This is a genomic window from Arthrobacter sp. M2012083 (assembly GCF_000281065.1).
Classification (GTDB): domain Bacteria; phylum Actinomycetota; class Actinomycetes; order Actinomycetales; family Micrococcaceae; genus Arthrobacter.
The window spans coordinates 50,245-63,708 of record NZ_AKKK01000027.1 but is presented as its reverse complement, the minus strand read 5'-3'; the positions used below and the strand labels follow the sequence as shown (position 1 = coordinate 63,708).

The 13,464-nt window shown below is 63.0% G+C and carries 10 protein-coding genes; 4 read left to right on the top strand and 6 right to left on the bottom strand.

Annotated elements, in window-relative coordinates; all coding sequences use genetic code 11:
• Positions 1-58: 58 nt before the first annotated feature.
• A complete protein-coding gene (locus tag A477_RS0113665) occupies positions 59-988 on the top strand; it encodes a threonine/serine dehydratase (RefSeq protein ID WP_017199541.1) in 930 nt (309 codons plus the stop codon).
• 96 nt (positions 989-1,084) lie between these two features.
• On the opposite strand, the gene A477_RS0113660 is transcribed toward A477_RS0113665, so the two are convergent.
• Positions 1,085-2,080: an ABC transporter substrate-binding protein gene (locus tag A477_RS0113660; RefSeq protein WP_017199540.1), complete on the bottom strand. Its 996-nt coding sequence runs from the start codon at positions 2,078-2,080 to the stop codon at positions 1,085-1,087.
• Between the two features lie 291 nt (positions 2,081-2,371).
• On the opposite strand from A477_RS0113660, the gene A477_RS0113655 reads away from it, so the two are divergent.
• A complete protein-coding gene (locus tag A477_RS0113655; RefSeq protein ID WP_026005610.1) occupies positions 2,372-3,361 on the top strand; it encodes an LLM class flavin-dependent oxidoreductase in 990 nt (329 codons plus the stop codon).
• A 9-nt stretch (positions 3,362-3,370) separates the two neighbouring features.
• On the opposite strand, the gene A477_RS0113650 is transcribed toward A477_RS0113655, so the two are convergent.
• The 5 genes from A477_RS0113650 to A477_RS0113625 all read right to left on the bottom strand — a co-directional run bounded on the left by A477_RS0113650 (position 3,371) and on the right by A477_RS0113625 (position 10,411).
• Positions 3,371-4,807, bottom strand: a complete 1,437-nt coding sequence (locus A477_RS0113650; RefSeq protein WP_017199538.1) for an amidase — start codon at positions 4,805-4,807, stop codon at positions 3,371-3,373.
• The gene (locus tag A477_RS0113645; protein ID WP_017199537.1) at positions 4,804-6,036 is read right to left on the bottom strand and encodes a M20 family metallo-hydrolase; all 1,233 of its coding nucleotides are present in this window, start codon (positions 6,034-6,036) and stop codon (positions 4,804-4,806) included. The genes A477_RS0113650 and A477_RS0113645 overlap by 4 nt, the downstream gene beginning before the upstream one ends.
• Positions 6,037-6,080: 44 nt before the next feature.
• Complete coding sequence (locus A477_RS0113640; RefSeq protein WP_017199536.1) at positions 6,081-7,442, bottom strand: MFS transporter; 1,362 nt, start codon at positions 7,440-7,442, stop codon at positions 6,081-6,083.
• Positions 7,443-7,775: 333 nt separating this feature from the next.
• Positions 7,776-8,693: a LysR family transcriptional regulator gene (locus A477_RS0113630; protein ID WP_017199534.1), complete on the bottom strand. Its 918-nt coding sequence runs from the start codon at positions 8,691-8,693 to the stop codon at positions 7,776-7,778.
• Positions 8,694-8,722: 29 nt separating this feature from the next.
• Positions 8,723-10,411, bottom strand: coding sequence for a PucR family transcriptional regulator (locus A477_RS0113625; protein WP_017199533.1), 1,689 nt, complete (start codon positions 10,409-10,411; stop codon positions 8,723-8,725).
• A gap of 115 nt (positions 10,412-10,526) precedes the next feature.
• On the opposite strand from A477_RS0113625, the gene A477_RS0113620 reads away from it, so the two are divergent.
• Both A477_RS0113620 and A477_RS0113615 read left to right on the top strand, forming a co-directional pair.
• Positions 10,527-12,014 (top strand): CoA-acylating methylmalonate-semialdehyde dehydrogenase, encoded by a 1,488-nt coding sequence (locus A477_RS0113620; protein ID WP_017199532.1) that lies wholly within the window; start codon positions 10,527-10,529, stop codon positions 12,012-12,014.
• Positions 12,015-12,040: 26 nt separating this feature from the next.
• Positions 12,041-13,402, top strand: coding sequence for an aspartate aminotransferase family protein (locus A477_RS0113615; protein WP_017199531.1), 1,362 nt, complete (start codon positions 12,041-12,043; stop codon positions 13,400-13,402).
• Positions 13,403-13,464 lie beyond the last annotated feature (62 nt).

Genomic DNA, 13,464 nt, shown 5'->3' with positions numbered 1-13,464 from the left:
AAGCCTGCGCCCGCCCACGGAAACCATAGGATGAAACGGACGAAAGGGTGCAGCCACGATGGTCACACGCGAAGAAGTAGAAGCAGCGTACTCCCGGACAGCCGGCTGGGTTCGCCATACGCCGCTCGCCGAGAGTGGCAACCAGGAGCCGTACCACCTGTGGTTCAAGTGCGAGTACATGCAGCACACCGGCTCCTTCAAGGCCCGTGGCGCCTTCAACCGCCTGCTCATGGCGAAGGAAAACGGGGAGCTCAATCCGGAGGTGGGCATTGTGGTGGCTTCCGGTGGCAACGCCGGCCTTGCCAACGCTTACGCCGCAGCCAAGCTGGGAGTCCCTGCAACAGTTTTCGTTCCAGAGTCGGCCCCGGCAAACAAGGTCCACAAGCTCTACGCAAGTGGCGCGAAGGTAGTCCAAGGCGGCGCTGAGTACGCGGAGGCCTATGCCGCTGCGATCCGATTCGCCGAGGAAAAGGGAGCCGTCTACTGCCACGCCTATGATCAGCCCGGGATCGTGGCCGGCGCAGGTGGCGTCGGGCTTGAGCTCCTTGACGAACTGCCCGACGTGGACACGATCCTCGTTGCTGTAGGTGGCGGAGGGTTGATGGGTGGCATTGCTGCGGCCGCCGAAGGCAGGGCACACGTGGTGGGCGTCGAACCCGAGACCGTCCCAACCCTGCACACGGCGCTGGCCAAGGGCGGGCCGGTGGATGTGGCTGTGTCCGGGATTGCCGCGGACTCCCTCGGAGCCCGGCGGATCGGAGAGATCGGCTTTGGAGTTGCCCGGCGTACCGGTGTCCAAAGCCTGTTGGTCAGCGACGAGGATATCGTCCAAGCCCGGAGGGCCCTGTGGGAGACGCACCGCATCGTGGTGGAGCACGGGGCAGCGGCCGCCTATGCTGCGTTGCTCTCAGGAGCGTACACGCCGAACGACGGCGAAACCGTGGCAGTCATTCTCTGCGGAGCCAACACAGATCCCGCCCACTTCTAGCCGCACCCAACTCAGTCGGGTGAGCGCACAAGAATCCCCGCCGGTTGGTGTCCGGCGGGGATTCGGCGTCGGCAGGGTACCCTGCCACAGCGGTTCCTACTTCTTGGGCAGGCCTGCCGGGTTCAGCTCGGACGCCGGAATGGCCTCGGATGAGAGTCCCCAGCGGTCCAGGATCTTGGCGTAGCTGCCGTCCTTGATGAGTGTGTTGAGTGCAGCCTGGGCGGCGACGGCGAGGCCGTTGCCCTTCTGGGTTGTGAAGGCAATTTCGGCCTTCAGTGGCCAGCCGCCTTCGAGTGTGCCCACTTCCTTGGTCTTTCCATCTTTCGCAGCCTTGTACGCCGCGGAAGCATTGGGTCCGAACGTCAGGTCCGCGCGGCCTGACTGGAGGGCGAGCTGGGAGGCGGAATCGTCGTCGTAATACTGGAACTCAACCGGCTTCAAGCCGTTCTTCTTGTTCTCCTCGTCCCAGCGCACCAGAATGGCTTCCTGGTTGGTGCCCGAGCCGACGATGATGCGCTTACCGGCCACATCCTTGGCTTCCTTGATGGTGGAGATGTCCGAGTCGGTCTTGGCGTAGAAGCCCAGGAGATCGTTGCGGTACGTGGCGAAGTCGAACTTCTGCTTACGCGCCTCGGTCACGGTGACGTTGGAGAGGACGGCCTCGTACTTGCCGGATTCGACGCCAAGCGGCCAGTCTGCCCACGCCACCGGCAGCACTTCCACCTGAAGGCCCAGGCTCTCACCCACTGCGTAGGCAATGTCCACTTCGCTGCCGATGAGCGTCTTGTTGTCCGTGGCGAAGGTACTCAGCGGGGGAGTGCCGCCGGTGGTCACCACGGTCAGCTTGCCGTCCGCTTTGATGGCGTCGGGAACCAGTGCGGCTGCGGCGGAGTCCACCGTCACCTTGATGCGGTCCTGCTGCGGGGTCAGGTTGAACTCTTTGGTGCTTGATGAAGTGCTCGCACTTGCAGATCCCTGCGGGGTAGCCCCCGTTGCGGCCGTCGCCCCGGGATCGGAGCAGGCCGCCAGCCCCAGTAACGCCGTAGCGGCCAGCGCCGCGGTGGCGCCGGTCTTGAGAGCAAAGCGTGCCATTATTTCTCCTTGGGTTCGTCCGGATCATCGGGACAGGGTGGGCTGATGCGTACTTGTGGCTGCAACTATCCGTCAGCTATCGGGAGCCGGTCAAAGCGATCTGAAACGCTGGGATACAGGGGTTCACGGCGGTTAATCGGGCGTCGAACGGGGTCACAAAACTGCCGCGAATCCGTGGGAAAGAAGCGCGCGACGCAACTCACAGAAATAAGCCGGGCGTCGTCGTCGTTATCGCTAGAGTGCCCGGCCATCAACCATGCGGGCGCAAAAACGTACCGAAAGGCCTTTCCTGTGACTGTTCCTCTTTCCATCCTCGACCTGGCAACCATCGGGAAGGGCCAGACAGTGGCGGAAAGCCTCGCGGGCAGCGTGGCAATGGCGCAGAAAGCCGAAGAGCTGGGCTATCGGCGGGTCTGGTACGCCGAGCACCACAACATGTCCGCGATTGCCTCCTCTGCCACCAGCGTGCTGATCGCCCACGTTGCCGCCCACACCAAAACCATCCGCCTGGGTGCCGGTGGCGTCATGCTGCCAAACCACTCGCCCCTGACCATCGCTGAGCAGTTCGGCACGTTGGAAACGCTGCACCCGGGGCGGATCGACCTCGGTCTCGGCCGTGCCCCTGGCAGTGACCAGAACACCATGCGTGCGCTGCGCCGCGACCACACGTCCTCGGACAGGTTCCCGCAGGATGTCCTGGAATTGCAGGGCTACCTCACTGGTCCCACCCGCATCCAGGGTGTTGAAGCGACACCGGGCAAGGGCACCAACGTGCCGCTGTACATCCTGGGGTCCTCGCTGTTCGGTGCCCAGCTGGCCGCCCAACTTGGCCTTCCGTACGCCTTCGCTTCTCACTTTGCCCCCGCCGCGCTCCAGGATGCCGTTGCTGTCTATCGCCGCGAATTCCAGCCCTCGGACCAGCTGTCCGAGCCGCACGTGATCGCCGGCGTGAACGTCACCGCCGCGGACTCCAACGCCGAGGCCCAAGCCATCCACCTCGCCGTGAAGCGCGCCCGTGTCTCACTGTTCTTTGGCGGCGGCCGCGAATTCACCGACGACGAAGCAGACATGGTCCTCGATTCCCCGCAGGGCCAGCACATCGCCCAAATGATGAAGTTCTCCGCCGTGGGCACCAAGGATGTGGTGCGCGATTACCTTGACGAGTTCGCGGCGTTCGCCGATGCCGATGAACTGATCGTGGCGCACCAGAGCATCGGCACCGAAGAGCGCCTGCGGTCGGTGGAACTCGTAGCCGAGGTTGCGGGGCTGGTGAGCGCGTAGGGCAGTCCGTTACCCGGAGTGCTCTGCCAATTCGGGTGCCATGGGGTGGCGATCAGCCCACGGAAGCACTGATTCCACGGCTGCACCGATGTGGAATACGGTCGCGTCATCGAACGGATGGCCCACGATCTGCACCCCCGTGGGAATACCGCAGTCTGCCATACCGCTGGGAACGGCCAGGACCGGGCATCGATTGGCAATGTTGAACGGCGCGGTCATATGCGCTTGCCAGTAATGGCTGAGGTGTTGGCCACCGGTGTCGATTCCGTTGAGATAGTCGGCATCCGCGTCCAAGGCTGGAATAGCAGAGGCCGGACACAGCAAGGCGTGGAAGCCGGTCATGGCCTCTGCCAACTGCGCCTGCAGGAGGGTTTCGGCCCGCAGCCCGTCCACATAGCGGTTGGCCTTGGCTGCAGCGCGGGCATCAGCCATGAAACGTCTCGTGTACGCAGCAAGCTGTGGCTCGCTACCGGCCGTTTCGTCCTCCATTGCCGGACCCAGCAGATATCCGAAGTGCGTAAACATGGTTCTGCTGATGTCCTCGACTGTCCAAGGGAGGACGATCTCCTCCACCACGGCCCCCGCCGCCGTCAGTGCTTCCGCCACTCGACGGGTGTTGGCCTCGACATCGGGAGCTACCGGGTAATTGCCCAAACGTAGGCAAAGCGCGATCCGCAAGCCGGCCACCGTTGTCGGATCCGGTGTTATCGACGCCGCGTCGGCCACTGTGGTGTGATCACCGGGGTGCCGCCCGGACATGATGTTAGCCAGTAATGCCGTATCTGCCACGGTGCGTGCCATGGGCCCATCACCACGGTAGTGGTCCGCTGACAACGGGGCCAACCCTGGAATTCTTCCGTACGGCGCCTTGTAGCCAACTGTTCCGGTGAACGACGCCGGCAATCGGGTCGATCCAGCGATGTCGGAAGCCGTAGCCAGAGGCGCGAACCCGGCAGCCAACGCCGCGCCGGAACCTCCCGATGACCCACCGGGGGAGAACTGCTGGTTCCACGGGTTTCGGGTGACACCCCAGAGCGGGCTGTGCGTCACAGTGGCGCAGCTCAATTCGGGCGTGGTGGTTCGGGCGTGGATGATCCCGCCGGCCCGACGAATCCTGTCAATCACAGGATGGTCGGCCGCTGCAATGGTGTCCTTCCGCATGAGGAGACCTTGGGAAAGCGTGCGGCCTTGGAGTCCGTGCTTTTCCTTTGCGGCCACCGGCAATCCCAGCAGGGGAGTAATGTCCCGGCCGCGGGCGTACTGGGTGGCTGCCTTTCGTGCGGCCGGCAGGGCTTCCTCAAAGAGTGTCTCCGTCAACGCATTGATGCCGCCGTTTACCTCCCCGATGCGCTCGATCACCGCTTGCAGTAGTTCCACCGGGGAGAGCTCGCGACGCCGGAACAAACCCAGGGCCGTACTGGCATCGAGGTAGTGCAACGCGGTCACGCCAGCTCTCCCTGTACCAGCTCCCGGGCAACACCCGTCAGCATCTGCACGCCCGTCACCATATCCTCGTCGCTGGTAAATTCGCGCTCGCAGTGGGATACGCCGTCCACGCTCGGGATAAACAACATCACTGACGGAACGGCAGTGTTCATGGCCACGGAATCGTGCCCGGCCATGGTCTGGATGCGGCGGGAAGACAGCCCAAGGTTGGCCGCGATCTTGGCTGACAGTTCCAGCCCGGCTTCCGGGAATCGCCGGATGGGGCGGATATCGAAGTCTTTGACGTTGACCTTGATGTCATGTTCAGCGGCCAGTTTCCCGATGTCGGCCAGCAACCTGGCCCGTGCCGCATTGACGATCTCGGGGTCGCCGGACCTCAAATCCGCCACCAGGTGCACACGGCGTGCGACGACGATGGGCGAGTTGGGCTCCAACGTCAGCTGGCCTACGGAAGAGACCAGTGCTTCCTCGTCGAAGTCTCTGGTGACCTCGTGGACCATCAGGATGATTTTCGATGCCGCCACCAGGGCATCGTGGCGGTCTGCCATGGCTGTTGCGCCAGTGTGGGACTGTTCGCCCAGCACTTCAATGTCCAGCTTCTGCGTGTACCAGCTGCTGTCCACCAGTCCAATGCTGATTCCCTCCCGTTCCAGGATGCGGCCCTGCTCTATATGGATTTCCGCGTAGCCCGCGGCCTTCGGTCCCGCGTCCGTGCCGAGGTAGCCAATGCCTTCCAATGCCTCGCGGACTGAGACGCCTTGGAGATCTTTGACGGACAACATCTGTTCACGGTCAAACAGCCCCGTGAAAACGGAACTTCCCATGACGGAGGGTGCGAACCTGCCACCTTCCTCGTTGAACCAGTTGACGACGGCCAGGTTGAAGCGGGGCGCAGTGCCGGCCGCCCTGACTTCGAGGTCAATGGCCCTGGCCGCATGCAGGGCTGCGATGACTCCGTAGGCGCCGTCGAATCGGCCACCCAATGGCTGACTGTCCAGATGGGAGCCGATCAGGATGAAGGGTGCCCCGGGCGTCCACTCAAGCAGCCCGAACATATTGCCGATGCCATCCACCTGAAGCTGCCATCCGGCGTCGTGAATCCACTGCCCAAACCAGGCCCGGGTCTTTGCATCATCCGGCGTCGCGGCTTGGCGGTCCACGCCGTTGTTGGCTGTGGCGCCGATGGTGGCCACATGGTGGAAGTCGTGGAGAAAAGCTGAGGAAGTCATGGAGGTCCTTAGAGTTCTTTGAAGTGCAGTGCGTGCGGTGGGTCTCAGCCCATGCGGCCGCGGGTCTCAGGCACCTTGGTGAAGAGGATCAGGAGAAGTACGACGGCGGCAGCTGCCGCCATGTACAGTCCCGGCGCGTGCGGTACCCCGGTAGCGCCTACCAGTGCGGTGCCGATCAGCGGAGCGGTGCCGCCAAAGATCGCGTAGGCGCCGTTGTAACTAACAGCTGCCGAGGTGAAGCGTGTCTTGGTGGTAAAGATTTCGACGAAGAACGTGTAGCAGCCGCCACCGTAAATGCAGAGTGCCACTACGAAGATTGACTGGCCGAGCAGTGCAAGGGGCAGGCTGCCGCTGGTCACGAGCATGAAGCTCGGGATGGACAGCAAAGCCAGGGCAGCGGACCCGGCGATCAACATTGGCTTGCGGCCGAAACGATCCCCGAGTCGTCCACCGATCGGCAGGAGTACGGCATAGAGTGCCAGTGCCGCGGCGTTGACCATCAATGACTGCTCGCGGCTGAGTTTTCCTGTGGTCTGGACATATGAGACGAAGTAGGCGGAAAGGAAGTAGAAGCCCATGGCTGTCAGGCCCATCACGAAGATGACCTGCAGCATCCGAAGCTTGTTTTCGCGGAAGGCCTCACGGATGGGGCTGAATTCCTTGGTCTGCCCGGACTGCGCCTCTTTGAAGACATCGCTTTCTTCGGTGCGGCTGCGGATCCACACTCCGAACAAGGCGAGGGGAAGGGCGAGCAGGAACGGCAAACGCCATCCCCATTCCATGAAGGCAGAGTTGGGCATGGACTGGCTGAGGATCAGGATCATGGAGCCCGCCACCACCGATGGCAGCGCCGTTGCTGCGATGGTGATGTTGAGCCAGAAACCTCTCTTGCTGACGGGCGCATGCTCGAACACGAAGGACGGCGCACCAACGGATTCGCCCCCCGCGGAGAATCCTTGGATTAGCCGGCAGAGCACCAGGAGGGCCGGGGCCCAAGCTCCGATTTGAGCGTACGTGGGGAGCAACCCCATGAGGGCCGTGGCGCCGCCGATCGCGATGAGGGTGATGGTGAGGACCCGGCGCCGACCGATCCGGTCACCCAGTGCGCCGAAGAACAGGCCACCGAGGGGGCGGACCACGAAAGCTACGCCGAACGTGGCGAACGTGGCCAGCATTGCCGTCAGCGGGTTGCTTCCCGGGAAGAAGAGTTGGGAGAACACCACAGCCGTGAGGCCGTAGAGGGTGAAGTCGTAGAACTCGATGAACTGGCCGACGCTGCCGCCAGCCAGAACACGCTTCTGCATGGTTGTGGATTTGTGGTGGGGCTGGACATTGCCATTGGTGGTGGGCGTGGCGGGTGCCGGATTTTGGGCCGATTCTTGCCCGGCGAGCTTGTTGAGGGTCATGACAGCCACGCTAGGTTGCTCAGATTTCCTGCTGCCGATCCGATGTTTCGGCTGTGGGAAATGATTTCGGTGAATATTGCCTGGTTGTTGCGGATGGGTCCGTGGGCCGAAACCACGCGGACACTTTCTACGCTGTTCTGTACCATCGAATCTCCTCTGATCAAGATGGCAAACGGAGGTCCAGCTGGGTGACTTCTACTGCAACGGCGGGCACTGTGGGGACATTGCCCGGTGGTGCAGATGCTGGACTTGTTCAACCTTCGGTGACGCGGATCACATCTGTCCAATTGATTGTTTTTGATTCTGCGATCGACTTTTTCAATAACTGAAGACCTAGTCCCGGACGGCGCCGTACAGCTTCAGGCAGGTCTCTTCGAAGGCCAACACCCGTTGGGTGGCCTGGACTCCTTCGGGCCGTACCAACATCACCTCGATTGGCGGGAAGGCATCCGTCAAAGCCAAGGGGACCACTTTGCCGCCTGAGTAAGTGACGTCACTGTGCAGCCGCTGATTGAGGATCGCGTAGCCGTGGCCCTTGGCAACGAATGAGCGTACGGTCTCATAACCCGCGAATCGGTGCCGGACATTCTGGACTACTCCGGCCATGGCGTAGAGCTGCTCGTAATACTCCCGGCTATGCGGAAGGTCCAGTACCACGGAAGGCTCGCCGTCGAGCTCCATCAGCGAGATTTCACGTTCCGGGCGTGCCGCCGCCGGGTGCCCCTCGTGGACCAGGATGTGTGGCGGAACCCGCTCCACCACCTTGTACGCGAATCCCTTGCCGAGACCCAGGCCATAGGTGAGGGCGACATCGCAACGGCCATCCATCAGCGCGTCCTGCAACGTGGCCAGGTCCGCCTCCAGAAGGGAGACTTCGACGCCGGGATGCCGGGTTTCGAACGTCTGCAGGATGGCAGGAAGGCGGAAAGGCGCCAGCGGGGCGAAGACGCCAACCTTCAACTCGCCAACCAGCGTGGTGGACAGGCCTCGCGCGGACTCATACAGCGAATCTGCCTGCTCAAGGAAGGACTTGATGTCCTTGGCGAATTGTCGGCCGCTCTGTGTCAGTCGAAGGCCCCTGGACTTATGGCGAACGAACAGCTGCGTGGCCAGGCTCGTTTCCAACTGCGCCATGGCCGCGGATAGAGCAGACTGCGTCACCATCAGCCGCTGTGCCGCTGCCGTCATGTTCTCGAGTTCCGCCACCACGGCGAAGTACCGCAGCTGGGTGAGGGTGAAGGGTTTGGCCATCCGTCCATGGTCGCACCAATGGCGCCAGGTTACTGGCCTCGGATGAGGTGCGCCAGAAGCGCCACATGCAGAGAGGTTCGCGATTCGGCGTCGTCCAGGTCCACGGCAAGCAGTTCCTCCAACTTGGCGAGCCGGGCATAAAGCGTGGGGCGGCTGAGGTATCCGCTGCGTGCCATGGCTGCTTTGTTGCCGCCGGACCCGAGGTAAAGCCCCAGCAGTTCCAAGTATTCGCCTTTGCCCTCGGCTTCCGCTTGGAGGACCGCCGACAACTCCGACTCAACGAATTGCTGAACGCGGGGATCCTTGCGCAGGAGGGCCAGAAGCCCTCGAAGGCGCACGTCTGTAGCCCGATAGTAGGGCTTGCCCGCTTCACGGAGCGTGGCGGCACTCTCGGCTACATGGGCGGCTTCGTCAATGCCGGCCGCGGCTTCCAAAAGCGTTGCCTTCATGCGGCCCACTCCGATGATCCACGCGGGAGGCACCGCGGAATGGGGTTGGGCGGTGGAGTTCGGTTGGGCGGTGGAGTTTGCATCAACCCCTGGCCCTGCGGCAGCCCCGGCCAGGATTTGCAGGGTCGCCTCCTCTTGCTGGCGGGCGGGGAGGGCGAGGATCATCCCCACCGAACCGGACTGGATGCTTGCTGCCAGGGCTGTGCCGGCGCTGGACTTCAATGCTTTGGCCAGCCGCTCGAGAAGTTCGCGTTCGTCCTGCTGCCCGGCAAAGGGGTCCGCGGGCAGGACCGGGGAACCCCAAGCCTGGAGGGCGGTCCTGAAAACCACGGGGACGTAGTACGGCGAGCGCTTCAAACCCAAGGAACCCGCCCGTGCCAGTGCCTCGGCTTCGCTGAGTCCACGGGGCTGGCGGAGCGCGTTCAACAGCCCGGCCTGTGCGTGGTGGCTGAGCTCGCGTTGATCGCGGTCCGCCAAGCGGTTGATCGCCAGGGTCTGGGCCGCCCGCTCCAGAACCATGATCGCCATGTCCTCGTCGGCGTCGAAAGCCGCGGATGGTGTGGGAACCACCAGCCTGCCCCAGACCTGTTGCCGGACCCCGACTGCTGCTTGCAGCCATCGCTCTGGTCCGGACCGTGCGGTGTGCGCCGGGAAGGGCGTGGTCCTGGATCGTCGCTCCCAATCGCCCAGGAGTTCCGTGGTGGAGACGTGCTGGCCCGCATAGGCAAGCACCAGGTGCGAAAGGTCCTCCAGCACCACTGAAGCCCCAATCATGGTGGCTGCTTGCTCCACGACGCGTTGGGTGTCGGCACTTTCCAAGCTGAGCACGGTGAATGCTTCATGGACGTCCCGGGCCCGTTCCACGCGCTCCAACTGTTCAGCCACGATCATCCTGTGGACGATCTCCGTGACCTGGACGAACCGCACCCGATGTTCCACAACTACTACCGGCAATGTTGCCGTACGGGCGGCTTTCTCCAAGGCCGTTCGGCTGCGTTGGCGCTGCCCGACCAGCTCGACGATCAATCCTGCGGCTCCGGCCGACTCCAATGAGCGGATGAACGACGCCGATTCTTCCGGGGATTTTTCCAGCTCCAGTCCCGTGGTCAGAACCAGTTCCCCGCCGGACAGCAAGTTGCCGACGTCGAGGATTTCGCTGACGTGCACCCAGCGAACGGGCGCGTCAATACCTGCCGCGCCGCCGAGCAACCTGGGGGAGGCGGCGCGCAGCACAGGGAGCTCGAGGATGGCGCTAACGGTAGGCAGCATTTACACAGTGTAAGGCTCTCAGAAGATTGCTTTACATGTATGCCCTACTGCGTGGAGTCAACGGCGGACAGACTGGTTCCAACCTTCGAAAACACCCCTGAACCAAGGAGAACTCTTGAACACCATCGAGCACTGGATCAACGGCAGCTACGTCCCCGCCGGCGAGCGCACAGCTCCTGTCACAAACCCGGCCACGGGGAAGGTCACCGGGCAGGTTGCTTTGGCCAGCGTCGAGGACGGCAATGCCGCCGTCGCCTCCGCGAAAGCTGCTTTCCCGGCATGGCGCGATACCTCCTTGGCGCGCCGCACCCAGATCCTTTTCGCTTTCCGTGAGCTTCTCAACTCCCGGAAGGACGAGCTCGCCGCGATCATCACCTCCGAGCACGGCAAGGTCCTGGATGATGCCCTGGGCGAGGTAACCCGGGGCCAGGAAGTGGTGGAGTTCGCTTGCGGTATCCCGCACCTGCTCAAGGGCAGCTACACGGAGAACGCCTCTACCAAGGTGGACATCCACTCCATCCGGCAGGCACTGGGCCCTGTGGCAATCATCAGCCCGTTCAACTTCCCGGCAATGGTTCCCATGTGGTTCTTCCCGATTGCGATCGCGGCAGGCAACACCGTCATCATCAAGCCCAGTGAGAAGGATCCCACGGCCGTCAATTGGGTCGCCGAGCTCTGGAAGGAAGCCGGACTGCCCGACGGCGTCTTCAACGTCCTTCACGGTGACAAGGTGGCGGTTGATACCCTTCTGACGCACCCCGACGTCAAGGCCGTCTCCTTCGTGGGCTCCACTCCGATCGCCAAGTACGTCTACGAGACCGCCACCGCCCATGGAAAACGGGTGCAGGCCCTGGGTGGTGCGAAGAACCACATGATTGTCCTTCCCGACGCCGATCTTGACCTCGCTGCCGACGCCGCCATCAACGCCGGCTTCGGTTCCGCCGGGGAACGCTGCATGGCTGTCTCGGCACTTCTGGCTGTCGGCGACATCGCCGATGCACTGGTGGACAAAATTGCTGATCGTGCCCGTAGCCTGCGCACCGGCGACGGGCTGCGTGGGTGCGACATGGGCCCCTTGGTGACGTCCCAGCACAGGGACAAGGTTTCGGGATACGTCGACGCCGGCGAAGCGGCAGGTGCCACGCTCGTCGTCGACGGCCGCGGCGTAGTTCCCGACGCCGAAGGTGACGGCTTCTTCGTGGGCCCTACCCTGTTCGACCACGTCACCACCGATATGTCCATCTACCAGGACGAAATCTTTGGACCCGTGCTCTCAGTGGTCCGGGTGGACAGCTACGACGACGCCCTGGCCACCATCAATGCCAACCCATACGGCAACGGCACCGCGATTTTCACGAACGACGGCGGTGCAGCCCGCCGCTTCGAGAACGAGGTTGAGGTTGGAATGGTGGGCATCAACGTCCCCGTCCCGGTGCCCATGGCCTACTACTCATTCGGCGGATGGAAGAACTCCCTGTTCGGAGACACCCATGCCCACGGTTCTGAAGGTGTCGGATTCTTCACCCGTGGCAAGGCCGTCACAACCCGCTGGCTGGATCCCAGCCACGGCGGGATCAACCTCGGCTTCCCCCAGAACTCCTAAGCGCCGACGACGTCAGGAAAACCACCATGACCGCCACCCCTGAACCAACACAAACGGACCGCGAGGCAGCCCAACGTGCCTATGAACTGGACCGCAAGCACGTTTTCCACTCCTGGTCCGCGCAGGACACGCTGGATCCCATGGTCGTCAGCGCCGCAGAGGGATCACACCTCTGGGACGGGGAGGGCAACAAGTACTTGGACTTCTCTTCCCAGCTGGTCAACACCAACATCGGACACCAGCACCCGGCCGTTGTGGCAGCGATCGGTGCACAGGCAGCAAAGCTGTGCACCATTGCTCCCAGCTATGCCAACGACGCCCGATCGGAAGCTGCGCGGCTGATCGCCGAGCGGACCCCGGGGGAGTTGGACAGGATCTTCTTCACCAACGGCGGGGCAGATGCCAACGAACACGCAGTCCGAATGGCCAGGCTGCACACTGGCCGCCATAAGGTCCTTTCCGCCTACCGCTCGTACCATGGCGGAACGCATTTGGCAGTCAACATCACCGGTGATCCACGGAGATGGGCCAGCGACAACGGGTCCGCAGGCACCATCCATTTCTTCCCGCCATACCTCTACCGCACGGCGTTCCACTCCACCACCGAGGCAGAAGAAGCCCAGCGGGCATTGGAACACTTGGAACAGCTCATCGAGTTCGAAGGCCCGGCCAGCATCGCTGCAATCATGCTGGAAAGCATTCCCGGAACGGCGGGGATCTACGTTCCTCCGGCCGGATACATGCAGGGCGTCCGTGAGCTCTGCACCAAGCACGGCATTGTCTTCATCGCCGATGAGGTCATGGCTGGCTTCGGACGCACAGGCAAGTGGTTCGCCGTCGAGCATTTTGACGTTGTTCCGGACCTGCTCACCTTCGCAAAGGGCGTGAACTCCGGCTACGTACCGCTTGGTGGCGTAGCCATTAGTCCGGAAATCGCAGCGACCTTTGGTACCCGGGCCTACCCGGGCGGGCTGACCTACTCCGGCCACCCGCTGGCCACGGCGGCCGCCGTAGCCACCATCAATGCCATGGAACGCGAAGGCATGGTGCAGCACGCAGCGAGCCTCGGCACTGACGTGATCGGGCCGGCGCTCGCCGGATTCGCCGAACGTCACCAGTCCGTGGGCGAAGTGCGGGGCAGGGGTGTTTTCTGGGCCATCGAGCTGGTCAAGGACCGTGCCACACGTGAACCGCTGGCTCCATATGGCTCCTCCAGCCCGGAGATGAACCAACTCGTGGCAGCCTGCAAGTCACGTGGACTCATCCCTTTCGCCAACTTCAACCGTATCCATGTGGTTCCGCCGTGCAATATCAGCGTTGGGGATGCCCGGAAGGGTTTGGCCATTCTGGACGAGGTCCTGGAAATCGCGGACACGTTCACGGCTTAGTGGTTGCGTCAGGTCCCGCCTCGCGCCGTAAAGCGAGTGCGGGACCGTCGCGCATAAATCCA

Excerpts from the sequence above, each read along its gene's own strand:
- A477_RS0113665 (WP_017199541.1), top strand. The coding sequence starts at position 59 with ATGGTCACACGCGAAGAAGTAGAAGCAGCGTACTCCCGGACAGCCGGC.
- A477_RS0113660 (WP_017199540.1), bottom strand. The coding sequence starts at position 2,080 with ATGGCACGCTTTGCTCTCAAGACCGGCGCCACCGCGGCGCTGGCCGCT.
- A477_RS0113645 (WP_017199537.1), bottom strand. The coding sequence starts at position 6,036 with ATGACTTCCTCAGCTTTTCTCCACGACTTCCACCATGTGGCCACCATC.
- A477_RS0113640 (WP_017199536.1), bottom strand. The coding sequence starts at position 7,442 with ATGACCCTCAACAAGCTCGCCGGGCAAGAATCGGCCCAAAATCCGGCA.
- A477_RS0113630 (WP_017199534.1), bottom strand. The coding sequence starts at position 8,693 with ATGGCCAAACCCTTCACCCTCACCCAGCTGCGGTACTTCGCCGTGGTG.
- A477_RS0113625 (WP_017199533.1), bottom strand. The coding sequence starts at position 10,411 with ATGCTGCCTACCGTTAGCGCCATCCTCGAGCTCCCTGTGCTGCGCGCC.
- A477_RS0113615 (WP_017199531.1), top strand. The coding sequence starts at position 12,041 with ATGACCGCCACCCCTGAACCAACACAAACGGACCGCGAGGCAGCCCAA.